The organism is Pedobacter sp. UBA5917, assembly GCF_002432345.1.
Taxonomy (GTDB): domain Bacteria; phylum Bacteroidota; class Bacteroidia; order Sphingobacteriales; family Sphingobacteriaceae; genus Pedobacter.
In genome coordinates this window covers 15,673-37,123 of the sequence record NZ_DJDT01000121.1, presented here as the reverse complement: position 1 = coordinate 37,123, position 21,451 = coordinate 15,673, and the positions used below count along the sequence as shown (strand labels likewise).

General features: G+C 37.5%; 19 protein-coding genes. 4 read left to right on the top strand and 15 right to left on the bottom strand.

What is annotated here, in order from left to right; all coding sequences use genetic code 11:
- Positions 1-53 precede the first annotated feature (53 nt).
- The 4 genes from B2V92_RS07250 to B2V92_RS07235 all read left to right on the top strand — a co-directional run bounded on the left by B2V92_RS07250 (position 54) and on the right by B2V92_RS07235 (position 4,160).
- Complete coding sequence (locus tag B2V92_RS07250) at positions 54-1,805, top strand: lysophospholipid acyltransferase family protein (protein WP_293306288.1); 1,752 nt, start codon at positions 54-56, stop codon at positions 1,803-1,805.
- Between the two features lie 328 nt (positions 1,806-2,133).
- The gene (locus tag B2V92_RS07245; protein ID WP_349681421.1) at positions 2,134-3,324 is read left to right on the top strand and encodes a hypothetical protein; all 1,191 of its coding nucleotides are present in this window, start codon (positions 2,134-2,136) and stop codon (positions 3,322-3,324) included.
- 139 nt (positions 3,325-3,463) lie between these two features.
- Complete coding sequence (locus tag B2V92_RS07240) at positions 3,464-3,739, top strand: hypothetical protein (RefSeq protein ID WP_293306286.1); 276 nt, start codon at positions 3,464-3,466, stop codon at positions 3,737-3,739.
- Positions 3,740-3,866: 127 nt separating this feature from the next.
- Positions 3,867-4,160 (top strand): hypothetical protein, encoded by a 294-nt coding sequence (locus B2V92_RS07235; protein WP_293306284.1) that lies wholly within the window; start codon positions 3,867-3,869, stop codon positions 4,158-4,160.
- Positions 4,161-4,297: 137 nt separating this feature from the next.
- On the opposite strand, the gene B2V92_RS07230 is transcribed toward B2V92_RS07235, so the two are convergent.
- The 15 genes from B2V92_RS07230 to B2V92_RS07160 form a co-directional block, all read right to left on the bottom strand.
- Positions 4,298-5,485, bottom strand: coding sequence for a M57 family metalloprotease (locus tag B2V92_RS07230; protein WP_293306282.1), 1,188 nt, complete (start codon positions 5,483-5,485; stop codon positions 4,298-4,300).
- Positions 5,486-5,745: 260 nt separating this feature from the next.
- On the bottom strand, positions 5,746-7,134 hold the full coding sequence (locus B2V92_RS07225; RefSeq protein ID WP_293306280.1) for a hypothetical protein: 1,389 nt from the start codon (positions 7,132-7,134) through the stop codon (positions 5,746-5,748).
- A 1-nt stretch (position 7,135) separates the two neighbouring features.
- Positions 7,136-7,444, bottom strand: a complete 309-nt coding sequence (locus tag B2V92_RS07220; RefSeq protein ID WP_293306278.1) for a hypothetical protein — start codon at positions 7,442-7,444, stop codon at positions 7,136-7,138.
- Positions 7,445-7,757: 313 nt separating this feature from the next.
- Complete coding sequence (locus tag B2V92_RS07215) at positions 7,758-9,140, bottom strand: hypothetical protein (RefSeq protein ID WP_293306276.1); 1,383 nt, start codon at positions 9,138-9,140, stop codon at positions 7,758-7,760.
- Between the two features lie 116 nt (positions 9,141-9,256).
- Positions 9,257-12,040: a TonB-dependent receptor gene (locus B2V92_RS07210; protein ID WP_293306274.1), complete on the bottom strand. Its 2,784-nt coding sequence runs from the start codon at positions 12,038-12,040 to the stop codon at positions 9,257-9,259.
- Positions 12,041-12,151: 111 nt separating this feature from the next.
- The gene (locus B2V92_RS07205; RefSeq protein ID WP_293306272.1) at positions 12,152-12,667 is read right to left on the bottom strand and encodes a DUF962 domain-containing protein; all 516 of its coding nucleotides are present in this window, start codon (positions 12,665-12,667) and stop codon (positions 12,152-12,154) included.
- Positions 12,668-12,777: 110 nt separating this feature from the next.
- Entirely contained in the window at positions 12,778-14,349 is a 1,572-nt protein-coding gene (gene rny, locus B2V92_RS07200) for a ribonuclease Y (protein ID WP_293306270.1), read from the bottom strand.
- Positions 14,350-14,692: 343 nt separating this feature from the next.
- The gene (locus tag B2V92_RS07195) at positions 14,693-14,983 is read right to left on the bottom strand and encodes a cell division protein ZapA (RefSeq protein WP_025143281.1); all 291 of its coding nucleotides are present in this window, start codon (positions 14,981-14,983) and stop codon (positions 14,693-14,695) included.
- Positions 14,984-15,016: 33 nt separating this feature from the next.
- Entirely contained in the window at positions 15,017-15,307 is a 291-nt protein-coding gene (locus B2V92_RS07190; protein WP_293306267.1) for a hypothetical protein, read from the bottom strand.
- Between the two features lie 31 nt (positions 15,308-15,338).
- Complete coding sequence (gene pheT, locus B2V92_RS07185) at positions 15,339-17,738, bottom strand: phenylalanine--tRNA ligase subunit beta (RefSeq protein WP_293306265.1); 2,400 nt, start codon at positions 17,736-17,738, stop codon at positions 15,339-15,341.
- Between the two features lie 223 nt (positions 17,739-17,961).
- Positions 17,962-18,156 carry a hypothetical protein gene (locus B2V92_RS07180; protein ID WP_293306263.1) on the bottom strand — a complete coding sequence of 65 codons (195 nt, stop codon included), beginning with the start codon at positions 18,154-18,156 and terminating at the stop codon, positions 17,962-17,964.
- A gap of 10 nt (positions 18,157-18,166) precedes the next feature.
- A complete protein-coding gene (locus B2V92_RS07175) occupies positions 18,167-18,361 on the bottom strand; it encodes a hypothetical protein (protein WP_293306261.1) in 195 nt (64 codons plus the stop codon).
- Position 18,362: 1 nt separating this feature from the next.
- Positions 18,363-19,757: a radical SAM protein gene (locus tag B2V92_RS07170; RefSeq protein ID WP_293306259.1), complete on the bottom strand. Its 1,395-nt coding sequence runs from the start codon at positions 19,755-19,757 to the stop codon at positions 18,363-18,365.
- A gap of 4 nt (positions 19,758-19,761) precedes the next feature.
- Positions 19,762-20,526: a prolipoprotein diacylglyceryl transferase gene (locus tag B2V92_RS07165; protein ID WP_293306257.1), complete on the bottom strand. Its 765-nt coding sequence runs from the start codon at positions 20,524-20,526 to the stop codon at positions 19,762-19,764.
- Between the two features lie 3 nt (positions 20,527-20,529).
- Complete coding sequence (locus B2V92_RS07160) at positions 20,530-21,366, bottom strand: endonuclease/exonuclease/phosphatase family protein (protein ID WP_293306255.1); 837 nt, start codon at positions 21,364-21,366, stop codon at positions 20,530-20,532.
- Positions 21,367-21,451: the final 85 nt, after the last annotated feature.

Below are 21,451 nucleotides of genomic sequence, written 5' to 3'. Positions count from 1 at the left end.
TTGGGATTGCAAAACTGAGCAGGTTTTGCCTATCAACAACCTAAGAATTTTATATGAAGATCATAACGACATCTGAATTTGCAAAAGCAACGAAGATAGATAAGCTAGGTGTACCGGGTTTGGCAGGTTTGATGATGGAGATCATGAAACTGAATGATATTAACGACGTATTCGCTCAAAATCAACACTTTAAGGGTTTAGAATTTGTAGATAAAATATTGGAAACGATTGGCGTTTCTATCGAATTTGATGATGATGATTTAAACAGCATCCCTAAAACAGGTCCGTTTATTGCGATTGCAAACCATCCTTATGGTGGTGTAGAAGGATTGGCTTTGGTTAAACTTTTATGTACGGTTAGGCCCGATGCAAAGGTGATGGTCAACTTCATCCTGAAAAAAATACCCAACCTTGATGAGTTTTTTGTTGCAGTTAATCCTTTCGAAAATGTACAGCATTCATCAAGCATCAGCGGTTTAAAAACAACTTTCGATTTACTTAGAAACGGAACACCGATCGGGATTTTTCCTGCAGGAGAGGTTTCTACCTTTAAACTGGATGCGCAGCAGGTAACCGACAGGATGTGGCACCCGGTGGTTGGAAAATTGATTGCAAAAGCCAAAGTGCCTGTTGTACCGATTTATTTCCACGGTAACAATGGTGTTTTCTTTAATATTTTAAGTTTTATACATCCAACTTTACGTACAGCGAAATTACCTTCGGAGTTTTTAAATAAACACGGACGTACGATTAGGGTAAGAATCGGAAAGCCGATTGCCATTTCGGAAATCTCGCACATGAACAGCAGCAATAAGCTGATGGACTTTTTAAGGGCACGTACCTATGCGCTTGGTGTTGGACTGGATACAGAGAAAAAGCTTTTTAATCCGTTAAATTTATTCAAGATTAAAAAGAAACCGGTTGAGGTAATTGAAGAAACCTCGAGGGTTTTGATTAAGGGTGAGGTCGAAAAACTGGAAGATTTTAAAGTCTGGACAGAGAAAAACTATGAGGTTTACATCGTTCCAACGTTAAAAATACCTAACATTTTAAGGGAAATTGGCCGTTTGCGCGAAATTACCTTCCGTGAGGTTGGTGAGGGAACAAACAAAAAAATCGATCTTGATAACTACGATATCTATTATAACCACCTATTTATATGGGATAAGGATTTGGAAAATATTGTAGGCGCTTACCGCATTGGCAAGGGTGATGAGATTTTGGAAAGCATGGGCCGCAGGGGCTTTTACCTTTCGGAACTGTTTAAAATGAAAGATCAGTTTTACCCGATGTTAAGACAGGGGATTGAGCTTGGCCGATCGTGGATCAGGAAAGAATACCAGGGCAAGCCACTTCCGTTATTTCTATTGTGGAAAGGGATTTTAAAATACCTGATCGATAACCCACAGTACCGTTACATGTTCGGGCCGGTAAGTATCAGCAACAATTTCTCCAAATTCAGTAAAGCCTTAATTGTTGATTACATCACCAAAAACCATTTCGACTATGAAATGGCGAAGTATGTTAAACCGAGAAATAAATTTAAAGCCGATTTATTGCCTATCGCAACCGATACCTTGGTTGATAGCAGCGAATCATTTAAAGATTTAGATAGTATCATCGGCGATATCGAAAACTCGCATATTAAAATCCCGGTATTGTTAAGGCAGTATATGAACCTGAATGCGAAGATTATTTCTTTCAATATCGACCCTAAGTTTTCAGACTGTCTGGATGGCTTCCTCGTGGTAGATACGCATAACATTCCACCAGAAATGCTGGAAAAACTTGGCAAGAACCTATAATTTAAGGCAATAAAAAAACCCAGACATCCATCTGGGTTTTTTATTATCAACTAACCTAAACTTTATAAATACTAACCAAATATTTATGCCACAAAAGTATAGCGGCCTTGTTAAGCTGGTATTAATGAAATGTTATTTATAGAATATTTAATGTTGCTGTTTTGTAGTAATCCTTCTTCTACCCACAATTTTATTTTGGAGTACAAAATAAAGGATACCCCCAAACCATGTTAAGTTTTTATTAAACAGATGCGGCGGCTTAACGTAAACAAATTGTTGCTTTTAGGTTAATTATAGGTAAATTTAATGTAACCAAATATGAGGCGGTTTGAAAAGAGCGATTTATATATTTTCATTTATATGCATGATGATGCCTGCCATCAACGTGTGTGGACAGAACCATTCTTTCGATTTTTATAATGGCACCTTTAATTTCAGTATCGATTCTACGGTAAATATTCCTGTATCAAAAACCGCAAACGCAGCCGAGGTCTCAAAATTTTACCACGAAGCATCATCCGGCAATTACGACACGATGATTTCTGCACTAAAAAATTATCAGGAAAAATATCATTTAAACGATTGGATCTACTATCAGCTCATCCGCAGAACGGCAGAGGAGATCAGTCCGAAAGCAGATAATTATTTCCGTTATACGCTATATAAATGGTTTCTGCTCAGCAAATGCGGTTACGATGCCAGGGTTGCAGTTGGCAATGATCAGGTTATTTTTTATGTGAGGAATGAAGAGAATATTAATGATATTCCTTTTTTTATGATCGATGGCAAAAAATACATGTGCCTTAACTATCATGATTATGGCAAATTGTTTAAACAGGCTAATGCCTATATCCCGGTCAACATTTCAATCCCCGAAGCCAAAAATGACTTTTCTTATAAGGTTACGCGTATGCCCGATTTCAAGCCCGAAAGTTACGAGGAAAAAGATATCGAATTTAGCTACCGCCAAAAAGTCAATCATTTTAAATTGAAAGTGAATGAAAATGTAGAAACCATCTTTAAAAATTATCCGGTGGTTGATTTTGAAAGTTACTTTAACATTCCAATGAGCAGAGAAACCTATAGTTCACTTATTCCCACGTTAAAGGAAAACTTAAAGGGCATGGCTCAAAAAAAGGGGATTGACTATTTAATGAGATTTACCCGTTATGCTTTTTTATATGAGGACGACGATGAAAATTTTGGAAAAGAAAAACGCTTTTCGCCGGAACAAACACTGTTAAGTACCTACAGCGACTGCGACGATAGGGCAGCACTTTTCTTTTATCTCGTGAAAGAAATCTATAACCTACCCATGATTGCAATTTTATATCCAAAACATTTAACCATTGCCGTGCAATTTGAAAAACCTGTAGGTGAATCGGTTACCTATAACGGGAAAAAGTATTCGTATTGCGAACCGACCCCTCAGGTTCAAAATCTTAGAATCGGGCAACTTTCTTCGGCCCTTAAAAACAGTAAATACGAGATCGTATATGCCTACGAGCCGGTTAAATGATAAGAGCAAGCATACAGCGTTAATTTAATATTAAATAATTGTTAATTATATGTTATCATATTAACAACAAGATGAAAAGATAGCTATTTGCAGTACTTTTATTTTTAAACTGATTTTTAAAATTTAAAAATAGATCCTTATGTCTGCAATTATTTATACCGTTTTAAAAGAGTTTTTTGTTGAAATCCATCAACATCAGGTAAAAGCAAGGATCATGTCGCCTGTTAACGATAACACTGTTTTTGTTTTCCAGACCAGTTTATATTACAAGAGCAAAAGCAATTCGGATCCCAATCAGCCAGCTTCAACATTTACCTCCTATGCTAATGCCGAAAGACATTTATTACAATACCTGGAAGAATTTCAGAATACGATTGATCTGGGTGGCCACGTAGCAGAGGGAACCAAAATCTAGCTATTAATCAATGGCTTACCGATTTAAATATTTTGTATGTTAACTCAATTTCAATATGTTAACATAATAATAATATTGATTTAATTTTCTGATAACATATCTTTGAAAATATTCCATGTTATTTCAAATGAAGAAAAATAAATCAAAGTCAGGAAACCATTCGGCAAGCAAGAAAGTACGTAAAGAGTTAGAATCAAAATTAGCGGCTGCTTTCGGCGAAGTGATATCAGCTTACGGAAAAGCTAAAAAGGCTGATAAGGTAATCGAAAAATTTGCCAAACAACTGGCTAAAAAAGTAACCGTTCCGGTTACAAGCGACTCGATCGAACCATTTATAAAAGAAGAAAAAGCAGCTCCAAAAGCAAAGGTAGCTAAACCAGCGGTAGCAAAGAAAGCCGAAAAAAAGCCGGTAACCGAATAAATTAAAGTTTTATTAACCAGCAGATTTAAAACAAATTGACTGTGTATAATGGGTTAAGAAACTAGAAAAGCAGGACAACTTTCCATTTGAAAAATTATCCTGCTTTTTGCAATCGGATTGTTTATATCAGCCACCTTTTAATTAAAGGTAATGGTTTGTCTTGCCCACTCTCCCGTGCATTCTAAACCAACCAACCTACATTCCAAATAATAAGTGCCCGGAGCACCATAGGCCCACTCCTGCTGTGGCGAGTTGCTAAAACTGCTTACCGGCAGTACAACATTTAAACTTTGATCCAGCATTCTCCACTCATAATAACCGCTATCATACGTCGCTCCGGCTGTACTAATTACGGTACTACCTACAGAATTGTTAGATGGGCCATTGATTATATTTTTAAAAGTACTTACAAATGGAGTAGTTACTGGTGGGTATAAATACTGTGCAGCAATTATATCATAAGATGAAAAGCTAGACCAAGTTCTTGAAGTACCAAGTCGGCCAGAATTCATTATTGAATTTGGATCTGCTGACGGAGCACCTGTTGACGGCGTACCAGGTGTAACATTAACACCAACATATCTACCATAGTTATCGTAGTTACCTTCTCCACTATAATCTGTATGTCGTAAGCCCAAACAGTGACCAATTTCGTGTATTAACATAAATACATCCTGTTCATGGCTTCTTGGCACACCATTGTCTGCACCTGAGCTGGTAACATTATTGGTGATATGATTTACCCAAATGTTAGCTCCTGCCTGTCCACCATCAGTAGGAAAATCGGCCATTCCAAATGCACCTGTTCCCATATTTGACTTTCTAACCGTAATATGGGGCGTAACTGAACTGGTATACGGAGCATAAAACTGATTATACGAATGAATTAGGTTGATACGGCAGTTACCTATTGCATTCCATGCAGCTACAGCTTCTCTAATTGCATAAAACCACCTGGTATCGAAATCTTCCTGGGTAATGATCACATTTGTCAGGTTTCCCTGAATTAACTGGTTGGTGTGGCCCTGTGCTATTTTACCACCAAGATTCATTACTTTTTCAGGATTTTTATTTGCGTTTAGCGCGTTTTTAGCAATCCTGATATCACCTTCAACAATGTAGTAGTCGCCTGATTCCTTAATGCCATCTGTTTGAAAGCCGAGTTCTTTTATTCTGGCAACAGCAGCAGGATCGATATCCACTTTGACTTCCGGCGCAACTGTAGGGCTTTCTGATTTTTTACATGAATAGATGGTTAATGTAAACAGTACAAGTGTTAAACACATCATCCTTGATAATGAGCTTAAAATAGATGTTTTTTTCATGGGATGTTTTTTATGTAATTTAACCAACTAATTGTTAAGTTACATTAAACAAATCATTAACTTTAATATTATAAAACATACAGATTAAAAACATTAAGAAGTCTAAATACAACTATAAAAAACTACAAAATGGAATAATATCTATTTACAAGGAAATAACCGATGGCTTAAAATGGGTTTTAACTAGTCCTAAAACATCAAAAGAGCATCTACCAGCATAGTAGATACTCTTCTAAAAACCTAAGCAACAACCATAGTTTTTATTGAACAATAATATTTTTAGTTACAGTTATTGGTGTTGTATATTTGCCACTAGAAATGGTACACTGTAATTGATAGTTGCCCGAATCAAAAAACACTTCAGGTAATCTCACCTGTGTAGCCCAAGAAAAATCGGGTGCAGCACCACTTCCTGCTGTTGCACTCCAGCTATAGGTAACACCTGGAACATAATAACTCATGTCATAACTTTGCTCAGATCCATGAGATAAATTTGCAATACCTGATATATATGGAATAATTACGCTATTTGGATTCACTGGATACATAGCATTAATAACAGGGCTGTCTATTTGGTTAGGAAAACTACCGAAGGAATTCGAAAAGTTCGCTAGACTTGTCCACTTCATTATTGAGAATTCTAGATATCTGTGTTTAAAACTTAAACTATGTCCAATTGCGTGGATCATATTGTTTACAGCTTCATCTGCGGATGTAAAATTATAATCCAAATTAGCCATTATAAATCCTCCGGTTTTTCCATTTCCAATAGGGTATTCTACTGCCTTTACTTGATCATGCCCGAGAAGTCCTTGATCAGAATCAATGACTATATCATAAGGTGGTTGAGTATCTAGTGTTCCATATTGACGAACCAAATGTAATTTTATATCACTATTTGGATTTGCATTCCAAGCACCAATCGCAAGTAAAATTGCATTGTCCCAAGTTGAATTTGCAGATACAACCGATTTTACCCAAATATTTACATTGTGTTCTTTATCATTATTTAAGGCATACACTGGATTACTTACACTCAATGAGCTTTTATTAATTAATATGTCGCCTTCAACTAAATAATATGAACTATTGAAGTTTGCTATATATTCTGTAGCAAACCCCATGGCTTGCATTTTAGCTAAATGAGTAGGATCTATACCGCCCGGGGGTTGAATAGGTACTATATAAATTCCATTGCGAGTGGTAGAATAACTTATCCGATTAATATTCTGATTATCTAAAAACTCGATCCTGATCAATATTTTACCGTATTGTTTATTCGCTGGCAATGATGCATCCAAATCAGTCAAAACAGCCCGATTATAACTATCATATTCTGAAGACGTTATGTTTTTTGTTAGTAAGACTAAACTTGACGGATCATCAGGAATATTTGAATCACTACTTTGATTTTCGGTGTAATATAGTTTGATAGTACAATTGCCGGCAACAGATCCTCCACCGGAATTAACACCTCTACTTACTGTGATATTAAATTTAAAAGGAGTAGATACATTTATATTTGGTACTTTAAGAGATGTACCTTGCAAATAGTTTGGTCCAATTTGAAATGACTGCAATGTTACCTGAGCGTATGCACCTATAGCTATTACCATAATAGCCAACAAAATAAATATTTGTTTTTTCATATTATTTCTCATACGTGGCTTTATATTCATTTGCAGAACTGTACTCAGATCGAACATCTGCCAAACTTTTATGATACCAACCATACACAACAAATTCTTCGTTCTGCTCATTGTATACAATTTGATCCTTTGGCGCAGTGGTAGTTATAGAAACAAACTGCAATAGTTTCGATAGCTCAATTTCTGATACTTTTGTTGTTTTCGTAACAGGTTCAAGCCTGGTTTCATCTTTTTTGCATCCAGTTAAGGAGCAGACTGATAAAACTGCAACTATTGCAATTTTAAGAGCATATTTAGATAGATTTTTCATAACTAAAAATACAGGACAAGTATTAAAATATCATTATCCAAAAATTAAATTGTAAACTTAATTACATATAATAAATACTTAAACATACAAATCATAGATAAAATTTAATATTAAAATTATCAGCAAACATTAACTCACTGCACATGTATAATTTAATAATATCCTTATAGCATTCGGGCAAAATTGATTATATGAAATAATATCATCTAGTAGAATTGAGTATAAACCAAAAGCCCCTGTTAGTTTACACTAATAGGGGCTATTATAATTTATTATAATGGCTAATCAAATAAGACCATTATTAAATGAATTGTTAGAAGCTTGCACCAGTTGCAGCCGAGGAACCAGCTTTAACTGTAAAGTTAGGAGCTGTTAAGCTGAAAGGAGCATTTAATAAAGCTGCAGCAGCAGTTTCATCAATGATGGCATTTCCTTTAGAAGTTAAATACTGTTTCAATAAATCTGAACTTGCAAAAGAAAGTGTAGCACCATCGGCAACAACGTCTTTACCAGCAGTAAATGATTGATAAATATTGTTTTTGATCAATGATGTTCCATCAGTTAATGCATCTCCGGTTTCTTTATCACGGATATCGATACCGAATTTAAACCCAATAAAGATTGAATTTGCCAAGATCATTTTTGAACCTCTTCTCCATAGGTTAGCATATTCGTGCTTAGCATCAACAGCTACGTTTCCAGGGCCGATTAGTGTCATGTTTGAAATAACCGGACGGGTACGTGGACTAGAATCGAATACTTTTTCTGAGTTATCAGACTCGATACCATTAGATTGACCAGCCTGATCAGCTAAAGATGGATCTCTTTGAGCTACTAAAAACTGTAATTTACCAGAGAAACCGTTGTCAAAATCGAAAACATCATCAACGTTTGCAATAGAAACCAAATGTTTAGCATTTACAGTACCGCCAAACCATTCGAATGAATCATCACCTGAATAAGAAACCTGTACGTAATCTACGGTAGTACCAGAACCAACCGATCCAAAAGTAACACCGTTTATTTCGTTGTTGGTTGCATAAGCAATACCTGGGAACTCTACACGTACATATTTAAGCACACCAGAGTTATCAGTAGGAACATTACCACCATGGTTTCCTTCAGGAAGAGTTAATCCGCCTTCAATTAAACCTGTACCACCAGGGATATTGTTGGTTGATTTACCTAAAATAATAATTCCACCCCAATCACCAGGAGCTCTTGAACCAACAGCCTGGTTTGAAGTAAATACAATTGGTTTTGCTGCAGTTCCTTCAGCGATTAATTTACCTCCGCGTGTGATAACCAAAGTAGCTTTTGAATCTTTATCTCCACGGATAACAGTTCCGGCAGGAATTGTTAATGTAACGCCATCCTTAACGTACACAAATCCCACTAATTTGTAAACTTTATTTGCATCTAATGTTCTGTTAGCATCGATTGATCCCTGCAAAGTTTCAGTTGCCTCAGCATATACAGTTACTTTTGGTGTAAAATTGGTCCAGCTCGCAGTCCAGTCTGATGATCCAAATGCTCCTTTATAGGATACTTTATCAAAAAATGCATCTGCCAAAGATTCGTTCGAATCCGGTTTTGTTGGTTCCTCGATAGGTGTACTGTCTTTTTTACAACTAGAAACTACTGTAGCACCAGCAACCAAAATTGCCAGCATACCCAAGTTTAATCTGTTTTTCATTTTCATTTTGATTTTCCTTTTCCTTTTATGATTTGTTCAAAAATATTTCCTGCAGATTATGCCAATATCAATTCAGCATTAAATGAAGGGCGTTTTAATGTTAAAAAATTATTCTACTATTTAAATTTATAGGATAGTGTTAGCGATATGGTAGATCCAAACCTATCGGCAATATTTATATTATCTGTTTTTTTATCGAAGCCTGCATTTGGATCTGAACCTTTAACTTTCTGGTAGAAATAAGCTTTGTTGTTAAAGATATCGCTATAGTTAACTTTTATTTCTCCCTTCGATTTTGCAAACTTTTGTGAAACCTGCAGATCTAAAATATTTCTTGAATATTCATAGATATCTGGGTCTTCCACATTACCAATCGCCCAGATTCTTGGTCCTACCCTATTATATAATACTGTTACACCAGTTGAGTTTTCGACAGCAGATGCATAAGATAGTCCTGCGTTGATTAAATAAGGAGATTGCCCTTGTAAAGGTCTCGAACCTTGTGCATTTACAAGTCTTGAAACTTGAACTTTCGACTTTATATAAGATCCGTTTGCATTAAATGTGAAGTTCTTTAAACTGTTATCAATAAATTTTAACGATTTTCTTATTTCAAGTTCAGCTCCATAAACAGTAGCCGAAGCAGAGTTGGCATAGCTTAAAGATCTTCCAGAAGTACCTAACTGAAGTGTTTGTTCTATTGGAGAATCAAAATATTTGTAAAAAGTCGATATTGAAAAGGTTTCGCCCGATGATGGATAAATGGCATAACCTAAATCGATATTGGTAGTTTTAGACTGCTTTAATCCAGCATTACCCCTAACGTTAACGTTTTTATTAAAGTCGTAGAAAGGAAATGGTGCAAGTTCCCTAAACTCAGCTCTACCAATAGTTTGCGACCCTGATAAACGGATATTGGCTTTATCACTTAAATTATAAATCAGGTTCGCCGAAGGTAACAGGTTGGTAGCAGTTGAATCGATATTTACAGGTTTTCCGTTATCCTCGCTGGTTAATGATAATTTATAAGATTCTAACCTTGCTCCGATACCCAATCTTAATTTTTCTGTTAAATATCCATCAAACATCACATAACCTGCGTTCAGTAAAGAGTTAGCCTGATATTGGTCGCTACCATTTGTAATTTCGTTTAACACAAAGCCGTTGGCGCGTATGTTTTCAGGAGAGAAAATCTGATCCTGCGGAAGCGTTAACAATGAAGCATCGAAATTCCCGTTCCTGATAAAACCGATTACCCTTGCACTAAAATCACGTTTGCGGTATTGCCCAAAATAACCAGCTTTGATTTTATTGTTATCTCTGAACCATTTAACCGGAATTGTTAAATTAGCTGCACCACCGTAGGCATTTTCATTAAGTACAGAAGAAAAATTACCAGCTAAACCGGCTACGGCAGATCCCGATTGAACAGAAGCAATACCATCTTTGGAATAATCCATACGTTTATAGCCAGGCTCTTTCCGGTCTGTATTTGCATAATTTAAGTTCCAGTCTATCTTGATCTTGCTCTCTGTAGACAATAAATGCTCACCGGTTAACTGATTAGACATTAAAGATCTTTGAAGCAGGTAATCACCGGTCCTAATAAATTCACCACCAGCATCGTCTATACCTACACGATAGGTAAATTGATTTTCTAAAACCCTGTTATATAAGTTTTTTAATGAAATTTTATTATTGCCCCACGAATATGCAAAGTTGGCAAGTGCACCAATATTTGTATTAAAATTATACATATCATCATGGTACACATCTCCTAGCGCTTGTCCGACATAGGCTTTTTGATCACTGGTTTTTAAACGTTCGTCATATCTATAAGTTAACGATAAAACAGCTCCGAATTTTGATTTATCCTCAAAAACCTTACTCGATCCGTAATTGACTTGAAAATTCGGTCCCATGGTTGATTTACCCGAACTGTATCCCCAATTATTTTTGAATAGTTTCGATAGGGTAAAAGTTTCGCTGGCTCCATTTGGCAAGGCCCGATAATCTTTCGAAGAAGGAAATCCTGTTGGAATATCCCTGTCTTTATTATAAAATCCGAAAATTTCGTTACCGCTTTTTGGAGACGAAAGAAAATCCTTAAAAGTTGATTGGGTATTGTAAGATGTTCCTAAAGAAACGTTAAAAAAAGTATTAACAGGAAAATCTTTTGTAGTTACCTGCACTACACCTCCTGAAAAATCGGCTGGAATATCTGCAGAAGCTGTTTTATTAATTACAATTGCATCTATTAAGTTTGAAGGAAGAATATCGAATGAAAACGCTCTTTTATCCACTTCAGTATTAGGAAGCATAGAGTTATTCAACATTGCCGAATTATATCTATCTGATAAACCACGGACAATAACAAACTTATTGTCCTGGATGCTTGCGCCACTAACACGTTTTAAGACTTCGGAAGTGTTACGATCGGGGCTTCTTTTAATCAGTTCAGCCGATATACCGCTTGAGATACTGATACTCGATTTCTGATTGGCATATAAAGTATTAATAGATTCTTTACTTGCACTACCGGTTATTACTACATCATTTAATTTTTGTGAATTCGACTCGCTCAACAAAATATCTAAATTAGTAGAAGCATTGTCTTTTACCTCTACATCGACAACATTTTTAGTTGCATAACCAACATATGAAACTTCAATAGCATATTTTCCTGAGGTTAAACCTGCAACAACATACCGCCCCTCAATATCTGTTGATGTACCTTTAGTTGTACCTGAAATTTTAACTGTAACACCAATTAAGGTTTCACCTGTTTTTTGATCAGATATTTTACCAGAAATTTTTCCGGTTTGCGCATACGAGAGTACGCTGAACGTCAGAACGAGCACAGTAAGTGCCGCTCTTTTAAAAGAGTTTAGTAATTCCAATTTGCCTTTATTTGATAAAAGCAAAAGTATTACCGCAGTGTTAACAACAGATTAGGTGTTAATTAATATTACTTTACCTTAAGGTTAAATACAGGTTAACCACTTTTATGATCAGTACCTTATACCTGTTTTCCTGCAGATAAAGTGCAATAACCAGATGGGGCCGATTAACAGGAATTTAACATCATCCAGAAACGATGGTTTTTTCCCTTCTATTTTATGTCCGATAAACTGACCGATCCAGGCAATTACAAATATTGCGGCATAAATGAGATAAGCAGTTCCGGTACCCAAACCCACGGCCTGTTCTATTTTTACAATGATGTAGCTCATTAAGCCAACTACCCAGATCATCATGAAAAACAATACAGGGGATAAAGTGAAATAATAATACAGGCTAAAGGCCAAAAGAAATGAGGCCCAGTTAAAAAATCCATTATAACTGCCCAAAAAACCGATATGCGGAAAAGGAATCTGCCATACCAGTCCAAGCAAACTAAACACAATCGCCGGGACACAGATCCAGTGTACCAATTTGTTAGTCGGATTTTGGTGACTTTCGGCATACTTATCAAAAAGTACGTCTACAGGTTTCTTTGGTTCGATTTGGATGGTTTGCTTGCTCATTATGTAAAAATAAAAAAAGCGATGGAATATCCATCGCTTTATATTTTGTTTCTTATTTCGTTTTCAAGAGACCTTATAGGTTTTTGAAACCTATAAGGTCTGTCTGTTTATTATTTAGCAAAAGCTACAGAACGGGTTTCCCTGATTACGGTAACCTTGATCTGACCAGGATACGTCATTTCCGTTTGGATACGGGTAGAAATATCAGCAGCTAAAAGTTCTGCCTGTGCATCGGTAATGCGTTCGCTTTCTACAATTACACGTAACTCCCTACCCGCCTGGATAGCAAATGTTTTTTCTACGCCAGGGTAAGATAAAGCCAGTTCTTCAAGGTCTTTTAAACGTTTGATGTAACTTTCTACTACCTCACGGCGTGCTCCCGGACGTGCACCTGAAATGGCATCACAAGCCTGGATGATCGGAGAGATCATAGAGGTCATCTCAATTTCATCGTGGTGGGCACCGATAGCGTTACAGATTTCAGGGTGTTCTTTATATTTTTCTGCCAATTGCATCCCTAAAATTGCGTGTGGCAATTCAGGATTGTCATCAGGAACCTTACCTATATCGTGTAATAAACCGGCACGTTTTGCCATTTTAGCATTTAAGCCAAGCTCTGCAGCCATCGTAGCACAGAAATTAGCTACCTCACGCGAGTGGTGTAACAGGTTCTGTCCGTAAGACGAACGGTAACGCATACGGCCAACCATACGGATCAGCTCAGGGTGTAAACCATGGATACCCAAATCGATTACCGTACGTTCGCCGATTTCTACAATCTCATCTTCGATCTGTTTTTTGGTTTTGGCTACAATTTCTTCGATACGTGCCGGGTGTATACGGCCATCAGTTACCAAACGGTGCAGGGCCAAACGGGCAATTTCCCTTCTTACCGGGTCGAAACCTGATAAAATAATGGCCTCTGGTGTATCATCAACAATAATCTCGATACCGGTAGCCGCTTCTAAAGCACGGATATTTCTACCCTCCCTACCAATTACGCGGCCTTTAATTTCATCACTTTCGATGTGGAAAATAGAAACCGAATTTTCGATGGCGGCTTCTGTAGCAGTACGCTGAATAGTTTGGATAACTACTTTTTTAGCTTCTTTGCTAGCGGTTAATTTTGCTTCATCCACAATATCTTTCACCTGCATCATGGCCTGCGTACGGGCTTCCTGTTTCAGGTTTTCTACCAACTGCTCTTTGGCTTCTTCAGCAGATAGGCCGGCAATGGTTTCTAATTGTTTAAGGTGCTGGTTTTTTAAAACTTCAACTTCCTCCTGTTTTTTAACAGCAATATCGGTCTGTTTTTCGAGGTTGGCTTTTTGTTTATCCAGTTCCTGCTCTTTTTTATTGAAGTTTTCCATGCGCTGGTTCACCGATTGCTCTTTCTGCTTCATGGTGTTTTCGCGTTGGTTTATGGTGTTGTTTTTTGCATTTACTTCCTGCTCGTGCTCGGCCTTTAACTGCAAAAATTTCTCTTTAGCTTCTAAAAGTTTATTCTTTTTTAAAATTTCGGCATTGTTTTCTGCGTCTTTTAAAATCTTTTTCACCTTGTTCTGTGCAGCAACTTCCTGCTGTTTAAGCAAGTTACGCAGGAGGAATCTTCCTACCACTACTCCGATAGCTATACCTGCTATTACGGCAAATACGTATCCTAATATTTCAACTATTTCCATTTTGTTTTTTAAGTAAAAAAAAACCGCAACTAATTTTTAAAGTCTCATACATTTTAAACCTCAACTAAGCATAATTAGGGTTTAAGCCATTTTCAGGTGCAAAGCAGATGAAATACGCCCTCTTAACCCTATAGATATTGAAGTGTTAAGTTTTATAAAATTTGAAACTCAAAAACTAGCTGCGGCTATATTTTTGTGCTAATATCGTGTTCTGTCAAGCCGTCGAATGAAGCATAGTGCATGGAGCAAAGGGGCTCGGCGCACTAAAACATTGAAAGTTGGTTTTTAAGCCAAAAGATCCTTCATTGCATTCAGGATGACAGAAAAATATAAAGAACGAACCTTATTTTGAAAAGAAATTATTGAGTAAAACATCCAATTCTTCAACTTTATCGGCAACAGCAGTATCCTGGTTCTGTACTTTGTTTTCTGTTCTCAATACGGCGGTTGCATAGTGCAATACTGCCATAGAAAGAAGGTCCTGCTTATCTCTTACCGCATAATTATCCTGATAATCTTTTATGCGCTCGTTGATCATTTTTGCTGCCCGTCTCACAATTTCTTCCTCTTCCATATTCACCTTTAAAGGATAGATACGGTCGGAAATGGTTATTTTAATCGAGATTTCTCCCATTTGTTTAGCTTAGTTTCTGATTTTTTCGCATTATTATTTCTTCAACAATGCGATACTCTTATCAATCTCCCGCACAAAATCGTTAATTTTTTGCTTAATGTCAAGCGATTTTTCGCTCGCCCCCTCTATACTTTTGGCCAATTTTGTAACCCTGAGTTTTTCATCAAGTTCTACATTTTTGCCCTTTGCGGTATCGAGTGCAACTTTTAACGATTGATTTTCAAGCTTTAATAAATCATTTTCTTCCTGTAGCGCATTACATAACTCAATAACCTGAGCCGTTTTTTGTAATACTTTATCTAATTGATCTGCAACAGAAGTCATGAATTTATTTCTAAAAATACGAATTTATATTTTATTTCCTAATTTCTGCGCCAGCTTGTGCCGTTAAATTCGTAATCAGCTTCTGCATCGTACTTTCAATCTGCTTGTCGGTTAAGGTCTGCTCCTCATCCTGCAAAATGAAATTCAGCGCATAAGATTTTTTACCTTCAGGCAATTTATCCCCAACATAAACATCGAAAACACCAACCTCTTTAATCAGTTTTTTATCGGTTTTAAAAGCAATGCCCTTTAAAGTATCGAAAGTTACCGCCTGATCGATCAATAATGAAAGATCGCGGCGAACTGCAGGATATTTAGCAATTTCCTTATTTACAATTTTGTTTTTCTTAACGATATCCAACAGGGTAGCCCAATCGAAATCAGCATAAAAAACCTCCGCATTTACATCGGCCACTTTACGATCGGCTTTTGAAACAGCACCAAAGCTTACCAATACTTTATCCCCACGGAAATATTTAATTCCGTAAGCAAAATTTTCGTCGCTTAAAGCATCACTCTGATAGCTTTCGATACCCAAACGTGAAATAATGGCATCAACTGCCGATTTTAAATTGTAAAAAGTAGCCGGTTTCGCGTTATGGTTCCACTGTTCGCTCTGTTTAGCTCCCGAAACCAATAACAACAACCTAGGGCGCTCTACATACTTCTCATTGATTAAATGATAGGTTTTACCGAATTCGTAGAACTTCACATCGGCATTTTTACGGTTCTGGTTGTAGGCAACACTTTCCAATGCCGGCATCAATAAATTCTGGCGCATTACATTTAAATCGCTGCTTAATGGATTTAAGATAAATACAGCCTCATCCAGGTTTTTCGAATAAGCCGATTTGGTTAAGGAGTTGCACATAATCTCAGCATAGCCGTTAGATGTGAGCATATCTGCAATTACGTTATGGGTGTTTTCCTTCTCAGGTTTAATGCTATAAGAAAGTGATGCATTTACCTTTGCAGGGATTTCGATATTGTTATAACCGTAAATACGCAGCACCTCTTCGGTAATATCGCACTCGCGGGTAACGTCTACCTTAAATGACGGCACCCTAAGCGCCAAAGTATCATCAGAGGTATTGGTTGCCGAAATACCCAAAGCGGTGATAATGTGCTTAATCTCGGCCGAAGGGATGTTTGCACCGATCAATTTGTTGATATTGGTGTAACTTACTTCAAACTCAAACGGTTTGATGTGGCTTGGATAAATATCAGAAACTGATGAAGAAATTTCGCCACCGGCAAGTTCTTTAATCAATAAAGCGGCATATTTTAAGGCCGTAACGGTAATTTCGGGATCGGTACCGCGCTCGAAACGGAAAGATGCATCGGTTTTTAAGCCATGGCGCTTCGAAGTTTTACGAACAGAAACCGAATTGAAATAAGCACTTTCCAAGAAAATATTTTTGGTACCGGTTTCAACACCTGATGATATACCACCGAAAACCCCGGCAATACACATCGGTGCTTCAGCATTGCAGATCATTAAATCATCAGCACTTAACTTACGCTCAACATCATCAAGGGTTACAAAAGGCGTACCTTCTGCCACTTTTTTCACAATTACTTTGCCACCGCTAATTTTATCGGCATCGAAGGCATGCAAGGGCTGACCTAAACCATGAAGCACATAGTTGGTAATATCTACAATGTTGTTAATTGGACGTAAACCAATTACCTTTAATTTATCCTTTAACCATTCAGGCGATTCTTTTACGGTAACACCCGAAATGGTAACGCTGCTGTAACGCGGGCAGGCTGCCAGATCTTCAACTTCAACCGGGATAACCAGATTTTTGTTATCGGTTTTGAAAGCAGAAAGATCAGGCATTTCGTATTCACTTCTGAAATAGGCAGCTAAGTCTCTTGCCACACCTAAATGTGAAGCCGCATCGGCACGGTTTGGTGTTAAGCCGATTTCGAAAACAAAATCATCATCCATTTTGAAATGGTCTTTGGCACGGATACCTACTTCGGTATCTGCCTCAAGGATCATAATGCCATCGTGCGATTTACCCAGACCGATTTCATCTTCAGCACAGATCATGCCCTGCGAAAGTTCTCCCCTGATTTTTGATTCCTTGATTTTAAAAGGCTCGCCCTCCAAAGGATAAACGGTTGTACCCACGGTTGCCACCACCACTTTTTGGCCGGCACCTACGTTCGGTGCACCGCAAACAATCTGAAGGTTTTCTGCTCCGCCAACATTAACTGTGGTAATGCGTAAACGATCGGCATTCGGATGCTGAATACAGGTTAATACTTCCCCGATAACCAAGCCCTCGAGGCCACCAACCACAGGTTGTACCTTATCAATACTTTCTACCTCCAAACCAATGTTGGTAAGGATTAATGAAAGTTCCTGAGGTGTTTTATCGATCTGTACGAATTGTTTTAACCAGTTATATGATATTTTCATTTAGTTAACATTGTTTTAATTGCAATGAAGCTATGGTGATTTTCTTTTTTTTTAATGTATTGGCAAAATCACCATGGTTTCATCTATTGAGATTTGAGATTCTAGATATGAGATTGAGACTTAAAAATGCCGCAAGCCTGTTTCAAGAATTATAAAATGCAAAGATATTATTTAAAGGCCAAAGGAGAAAGCCAAACGCGCAATCTTGACGCAATAAAATTGACTAATGGCCAAGATGCAGATTGGAAAGAATTACTGCGCATGCACCGGCTCCTATTACAACCATGATAACCGATGCGATAACCAATTTCAGGCCTGGTTTAACCGGCTGATCTTTTGCCGCTTTTATGATGATCTGAATGATACCGATTACGAACAGCAATACGGCAACTACCCAATATAGGATGAAAATTTCCATAAACTTAATATTAACTGTTGGCAAGTAGCACCGCACAGGCACCAAAACCAATTACAACCATAATCACGGAAATGATAATCAGTTTAAGTCCCGTTTTTACGGGCTCGTTTCTTGTTGATTTAATAATTACCTGAATAATCCCAACGATAAAGAGCACAATTGCGGTAAGACAATAAATGATAAGCAAGAAAAATAAGCCTTCCATCCTAATTCATATTTAGTTTTTCCCTGATCAGATCTATTTTATTGTCGCGGTAAAAAATGTTCATGGTTTCGAATGGAACCATTTTATATTTATCGCTCACAATATGCACGCATGATTTTTTAACTGCACGTACATCAAAATCCAGCGGATCCATGAAATTCATGATAATGATCCGGAACAGGTTATCGTAACTTAAACTGTCTGATTTTACCCTCGGCAGGCAGCACATCAGTTCGCCAAAGGTATCTTCGGCACAATCAACCGAAACACCCGTACTGAACAGGTTGAGCATATGCTCTTTCAGTTTTTCATCATGTTCGAAAACAATGGTATTTTTGGAATTGTTAAGTAAATCTTCCGGATTGATCAGATGTGTCATCGGAATAACCTCATCCCCAATTTTCAATGCATAAGCCATACACAGCGCATCGGGGTTACAGGGTACAGGAATCAAATCCTGTGGGGTAAAAACAGGGTATTGCTCATAAATTTTCCTACGCACTTCTGTTAAGGTAATCCTTCCCTTCTGATCGTTATAATTATCATTCCTTCCTGCTACCTGAGTGGGCTGAAAGGTTACCCCACGCACGCATTTCTGCTTTAACGCATAATCCAGGATATCTCCGATTTCGTGATCGTTCAAACCGTTCTGCAGTGTAACCACCAGCGTAGTAGACACATTAAAGCGATTAAGGTTTTCGATTGCCTTTCTCCTAACTTCGGTAAGATCTTCTCCCCTTAATCTGGTCAGAACCTCGGCACTGAAACTATCAAACTGCAGATAGATTTCAAAATCTGGCATATAACTGGCCAGTTTCTCAACGAAGTTCACATCTTTTGCAATCCTGATGCCGTTTGTGTTCACCATTAAGTGTTTAATGGGCTTTGTTTTGGCAAGATCCAAAATCTTAAAAAAATCTGGATGTACGGTTGGTTCGCCGCCAGAAAGCTGAACCACATCAGGTTCGCCCTCGTTTGCCACTACCACATCCATCATCCGCTCTATTTCTGCCAGGGTCCTATGTCTTCCGTAATTGGGAGACGACATGGCGTAACATGTAGGACAGGCCAGGTTGCAACGATCGGTAACTTCGATAACGGTTAAACACGAATGCTGTTCGTGATCGGTACACAGACCACAATCGTAAGGACAGCCGTAATGAACTTTTGTATTAAACTTAAGTGGCATTTCCGACTGTTTATTATAATTCCGGATCTGTTTGTAATACTCTACATCATCAGCAATCATTACCTTACTATCACCATGCGTTCTGCAGTTTTTCAGCATAAACACTTTGGCATCCTGAAAAACAATTTTCGCATCACAAAGCTGTAAACATTCCGGACAAAGGCTTTTGGTGTAATCGTAATATATGTAATCCCTGGTATTGGCCATAGCTTTACTGTTTATGTAAAATCTCTTTAGAAATTCGGATAATGAATCTATAATAATAAATAAAAATAAACAATGCAGACCAATGAATGCTACTTAAGTTGAAAAATAAAGAATGATATGGCTTGATAAATTCAATTAAAAAACGGAACAGGAAATAGAGCACCATAAATAGCTTAAACCGATCTCCATTGATCAGTTTTTTGTGTTTTAAGCCATTAAAAATAAAAACCAAAAGCACCAGGTAAATTATTTCATAGAGCATAATGGGATGCCTCGGTATACCATCACCCAAATCCATGCCCGTAAAAAGATGCGTAGGAATGCCATAGGTAGGTTCGTCAATCCCCATGGAAAAGCAACCTATACGACCGATTATCAGTGCAATTAAAATGGGGATTACATAAATATCTCCGGACGCTACATTTACGCCGATTATTTTTTTCATTAATTCGACGCCGAACAAACCGCCGAGCAGGCCACCAACTATGGTTTTGCTCTGATATAAAACCGAAAAAGTAAGGTGACCGATTATTTCAGGGGTTTCCAGCACGGCTACCACACGAGATCCGATCAAAGCCCCAAGCATGGCCCCCAACATAATCCACAACCTGTTCTCATCGGAAATAGGATCTGTTATACCTTTTTTGAGATAATAATATATCCTAACTCCGATGATAAAGGCCAAAGTTTCGAAGATATAGTGATAATGATATTGGTTACCAAAAAGCTCGAATTGAAACGGAAAGGGAGACAGCGTTTTTAATAACATCTATTAAAACCAAAGTCTGCAAAAAACCGGAAGATGGTCTGAATAATACCTTTTATCTCTACTATCGGTTAAAACGGCAAACTTTTGCACTTTAAAACCCTTGTTTACAAAAATATAATCAATACGGTCTTTCAGGTCGCTATCAAAATGGAAGCCATTAAAGGTACCTGCCGGACCATAAGGCGGCTCTGCAGAAACTTCTTTTGCATCGGTAAGGAACGATTTGATGGTTGCAATAGCTTCTGTTTCGGGAGTTACATTTAAATCACCGGTAAAAACAACAGGCAAAGTAGGTGCAATCTGCTGTATTTTCTGTTTCAATAATTTAGCCGATTCGATCCTTGCCTGCACGCCAATGTGATCGTAATGGGTATTGAAAACAATAAATTCTTTTTTGTTAAGTTTATCATAAAGTTTAACCCAGCTGCATACACGGTTTAAAGCAGCATCCCAACCTTTTGAAGGCACATCAGGAGTTTGCGATAACCAGAAAGTTCCACCATCTTTTTTAGTGAAACGGTCTTTATCAAAATATACGGCAGAAAATTCTCCTTTTCTTTTACCGTCATCTCGGCCAACACCCACTACATCAAAATTGGAATTTTCGAGCAGGGCATCAAACTGTTCCGGCAGGGCTTCCTGTACACACAGGATGTCAGCATCGTGGAATTTTACCAGTGCTTTTACATTATCCTTCCTATTTGGCCAGGCATTAACACCATCCGAAGCCACATTTAAACGGATATTGTAAGTAATAATATTAATGGGTACAGTCGTTTTTTGGGCAAAGGCAAAAACGGTAAACAAAAGAAAAACTGGGATAATTTTTAAACTATTCATGGTATAATTACATTTTTTAACACCGGCGATTCCGGAAAGTTATGAATTTAAGCTGCGATTATACTAAATTAAGGTTAATTGTATT

Bases quoted from the DNA above. Each gene is read 5' to 3' on its own strand.
- B2V92_RS07225 (WP_293306280.1), bottom strand. From the start codon at position 7,134: ATGAAAAAACAAATATTTATTTTGTTGGCTATTATGGTAATAGCTATA.
- B2V92_RS07240 (WP_293306286.1), top strand. From the start codon at position 3,464: ATGTCTGCAATTATTTATACCGTTTTAAAAGAGTTTTTTGTTGAAATC.
- B2V92_RS07235 (WP_293306284.1), top strand. From the start codon at position 3,867: ATGAAGAAAAATAAATCAAAGTCAGGAAACCATTCGGCAAGCAAGAAA.
- pheT (WP_293306265.1), bottom strand. From the start codon at position 17,738: ATGAAAATATCATATAACTGGTTAAAACAATTCGTACAGATCGATAAA.
- B2V92_RS07165 (WP_293306257.1), bottom strand. From the start codon at position 20,526: ATGTTATTAAAAACGCTGTCTCCCTTTCCGTTTCAATTCGAGCTTTTT.
- B2V92_RS07160 (WP_293306255.1), bottom strand. From the start codon at position 21,366: ATGAATAGTTTAAAAATTATCCCAGTTTTTCTTTTGTTTACCGTTTTT.
- B2V92_RS07175 (WP_293306261.1), bottom strand. From the start codon at position 18,361: ATGGAAGGCTTATTTTTCTTGCTTATCATTTATTGTCTTACCGCAATT.
- rny (WP_293306270.1), bottom strand. From the start codon at position 14,349: ATGGAAATAGTTGAAATATTAGGATACGTATTTGCCGTAATAGCAGGT.
- B2V92_RS07190 (WP_293306267.1), bottom strand. From the start codon at position 15,307: ATGACTTCTGTTGCAGATCAATTAGATAAAGTATTACAAAAAACGGCT.
- B2V92_RS07230 (WP_293306282.1), bottom strand. From the start codon at position 5,485: ATGAAAAAAACATCTATTTTAAGCTCATTATCAAGGATGATGTGTTTA.
- B2V92_RS07215 (WP_293306276.1), bottom strand. From the start codon at position 9,140: ATGAAAAACAGATTAAACTTGGGTATGCTGGCAATTTTGGTTGCTGGT.
- B2V92_RS07220 (WP_293306278.1), bottom strand. From the start codon at position 7,444: ATGAAAAATCTATCTAAATATGCTCTTAAAATTGCAATAGTTGCAGTT.
- B2V92_RS07180 (WP_293306263.1), bottom strand. From the start codon at position 18,156: ATGGAAATTTTCATCCTATATTGGGTAGTTGCCGTATTGCTGTTCGTA.
- B2V92_RS07195 (WP_025143281.1), bottom strand. From the start codon at position 14,983: ATGGGAGAAATCTCGATTAAAATAACCATTTCCGACCGTATCTATCCT.
- B2V92_RS07205 (WP_293306272.1), bottom strand. From the start codon at position 12,667: ATGAGCAAGCAAACCATCCAAATCGAACCAAAGAAACCTGTAGACGTA.
- B2V92_RS07170 (WP_293306259.1), bottom strand. From the start codon at position 19,757: ATGGCCAATACCAGGGATTACATATATTACGATTACACCAAAAGCCTT.
- B2V92_RS07250 (WP_293306288.1), top strand. From the start codon at position 54: ATGAAGATCATAACGACATCTGAATTTGCAAAAGCAACGAAGATAGAT.